This is a genomic window from Capnocytophaga sp. oral taxon 332 str. F0381 (assembly GCF_000318275.2).
GTDB classification, from domain to species: Bacteria; Bacteroidota; Bacteroidia; order Flavobacteriales; family Flavobacteriaceae; genus Capnocytophaga; species Capnocytophaga bilenii.
Genome location: NZ_KB291347.1, coordinates 7,146 through 10,177, shown reverse-complemented (window position 1 = coordinate 10,177; position 3,032 = coordinate 7,146). Strand labels below are relative to the sequence as shown.

General features: G+C 33.1%; 5 protein-coding genes. All 5 read left to right on the top strand.

The annotated features are described in order from the left end of the window. Positions 1-553, top strand: a 553-nt coding sequence (locus HMPREF9075_RS11860) for a TNT domain-containing protein (RefSeq protein ID WP_009416848.1), incomplete at its 5' end; no start/stop codon positions are given. Continuing rightward, positions 537-1,028: a hypothetical protein gene (locus HMPREF9075_RS11855; protein WP_009416847.1), complete on the top strand. Its 492-nt coding sequence runs from the start codon at positions 537-539 to the stop codon at positions 1,026-1,028. The genes HMPREF9075_RS11860 and HMPREF9075_RS11855, both read left to right, overlap by 17 nt. A gap of 32 nt (positions 1,029-1,060) precedes the next feature. Continuing rightward, positions 1,061-1,489 carry a hypothetical protein gene (locus HMPREF9075_RS11850; RefSeq protein WP_009416846.1) on the top strand — a complete coding sequence of 143 codons (429 nt, stop codon included), beginning with the start codon at positions 1,061-1,063 and terminating at the stop codon, positions 1,487-1,489. 142 nt (positions 1,490-1,631) lie between these two features. Continuing rightward, complete coding sequence (locus tag HMPREF9075_RS11845; RefSeq protein ID WP_009416845.1) at positions 1,632-2,108, top strand: hypothetical protein; 477 nt, start codon at positions 1,632-1,634, stop codon at positions 2,106-2,108. Between the two features lie 483 nt (positions 2,109-2,591). Further along, entirely contained in the window at positions 2,592-2,906 is a 315-nt protein-coding gene (locus tag HMPREF9075_RS11835) for a hypothetical protein (protein ID WP_009416843.1), read from the top strand. Positions 2,907-3,032 lie beyond the last annotated feature (126 nt).

Below are 3,032 nucleotides of genomic sequence, written 5' to 3'. Positions count from 1 at the left end.
ACTTTATTATAGAAATAAGTTTAAACAGCTTCATAGTAAAAATCTATCTGAAAGTGCACTGAAAGAAATATATGATTTATACCTCAAAAATGAATGGTCTATACTGGAAGATAGATTCAAAGATATGGGAGAAAAGTGGCCGCCTGGAAGGGGAGCTTCCTTTATAAGAACAATTGAACTACGCCCAGGTCAAGGTTTTGACAGACTAGGAGGTCGGTATGAAAATGGAGTATTCAAAGATGGCGGAGAGTATGGCGGAAAAGTTAATACACCTTATACAAATAGAGCATTGGCACCAGGAAGTGAGACAAGACCATATAAAGTATATGAAGTGACAAAGCCCATACCAAATGTACAAGAAGGTGAAGTGGCTCCTTGGTTTGGGGAGGAAGGAGGTGGTACACAGTATGATTTGAAAGGAACGGAGGTAAAGGATTCTCAAGGAAGAGTAACCATAGACGAGATGAAGAACGAAGAGTATATTCGAGAGAAAAAAGATCAGTCTATAGTCCTACCTAATAATAGACAACCGAAGGATGGAAAGAATAAGTAAACATCGTCTGCTTGCACCAATAATTGTTGAGAAAGAAAGTCTTATAAATATCTTGTCCAGATATGCTCGTATAAGATTAAGAGGAGAAGAGTATGCTATTCCTATACGCATGGATTCCGATGCATTAAATCCTTTAATCTCTCTTAAACATAAAGTATCAGAGGAGAATTTTTATTGGATAATTAAGGATAATGATTTATCAATAGACTGTAGTGAATTAGCTATTGGGCATTTAGGATATAAGCCTATCTATAAAGCCTTTGATTTAAAAACAAGAGAAGTATTTTATTTTTTCATTCAGTATTTTCTAATGATTGTAACTTTTGATAAAGATAATCTTTATGTTGAAAGTATATATAGGGTGAGGGCTGATGAGATAAAAATTGGACAGAAAGTTGGAGTTAGTATGACAAGCGTTCTTAAAGTTCTTTTTGTCATAAGTCTTATTTCCCTTGGATTTTGGTTTATCATATAATCTTATCTTCATGATGCAAAAAAATAAGATAAATGAGAAATATCGAAATAGGCAATAATAAAATTCTCTGTGCAGACAAAAGAGGATGGCAACTAAAAAATATTGAGATTGGTAGGCATTCTTATCAACTGTGTAGTAAGGAGTTTCTGCCGCTATCTGATTTATCAATCTACATTATATCAAAAGCCTTTTCTGAAATAGAAAAATATATTAATTTTCAAGATAAATGTCTTTTCTTCTGCATAAAGGAAAATTATTTGTTTATTATACACCATAGTGAAGAGGCTTATTGTTGGTATAATACCTATCTTGTAGCTGCCTATGAGATGAATTCCAAGGAAATAAAAATATATATTGAAGAGAGGGGTATAAGTTGGCTTAGAGTTTCTTTCATTCTTACGGCTATCGGTCTCACTTTTATTTGTATTTGGTTTATATTCTTCCATATATTTTTCGCTTAATATATTCCTTATATGATTTGAAAGGAACGGAGATAAAGGGATTGGATTCCCTGTACGTTGTCAAACAAAAGTGCACAACTTGAGCTCCAATTAAGTTTGGGGTTTTGATTTAGAATTATTAATAAAAAAGTATATTTGCACAATGACAACAAAAAAGAATTATTCAGTAGGTTCCCAGCAGAGGACATCAGAATCTGGCTATGCTGAAGCAAATGCAAAAGCAGAGTTGATAGCTGATGAAAAAGAAAAAAGGATAGGAATCCAAGGGGAACTCGGTGTCAAAGCGGGTGTCGGAAGAGCAGGAGGAGAGGCTACGACTGATATTTTGGGTGTTTTAAAAGTTAAGGCGAATGTTGAAGGCGAACGTGAAGCTGCTGGTATTTCTGCAAAGGGTGGGGGGTACTTGGATTTTGATGATTTAGAAGCAAATGTCAATATTGGTGGGGAATTAGCGGTACTTCTTGGATTAAAGTTTGATTTATCAGTGACACTATCAGCAAAACCAATAACAAATTTCATAACAAATACTGTCGAATATATAAGTGATGTGTTAGGGCTCATAGCACCCAAAGATGGATTAGTCTTAACGGGAAGTTCAACCGTAATAATTGGAGGATAAAAAGGCATGAGAATTATTTTGTTCGTTATTTTAGTCTTTGTATTTTATATCTTATCGATAGTAATGTACAAGAAATATCATGGCAAGAAATTACTATTTTATTATCTTGCATGCCTTTTAGGTGCATGCATAATGTATATGCTTAGTTTAGTTCTAGTCGCAAAGTATGGTGCGGAAATGATGGATGTTTGCCATGATTTCTACAATTCTATACTTGTTATTATTATGACAGGGTTAATAATCATTATAATGGAAGCTCTTGTAAATTTCCTCATTACGTTTATGATGAGTTTCCATGTAAAATACAATGGTTTTGTTATGAATGATGAACGTATCCAAGTAATAGATAAGTTCAAATCCTTATTCATAAAATGGGGTAGAATCCTTTATCTAACAGGGTGTATAATTTTAATTATAGGATGTATGTTTAGTTAAAGGAGGTTTCTACTGTTTATTGTAAAACTTTCATTATAGAAACAATTTATGAAAGATATAAATAACAAAGAAATGTTTCCCATCCAACAATCTTATTCGAAAGAAGAACAGATTAAGCGTTATTGGAAATGTAACTATACAGCTGCAGAATCACAATTAGCGTATTGGATTCTGCTACCTAAGGACATAAAACCTGTACAGATTGAAAAGCAACCTATAGAAGGACTTAACATTAATAATATCGGACAATATGTTAGCATTGACAAAACTTGTTCAATGTTAGAGGTCTCCGTATATTATGAACATTGTTGGTATGAAATGAATGCAGCAGATTGGCTTGTTAAAAAACTTGATCTGAGGTAATGTATCAGATGTGTTGTTAAAATTTCAATAGCTTTACAATCAGTAAAATACAAAAGAACTGCCCTACTATTTTTCTTTATCCACCATAGAGGTAAGCGTTTTTAAAGCCTATAATGCGCTCTAAAT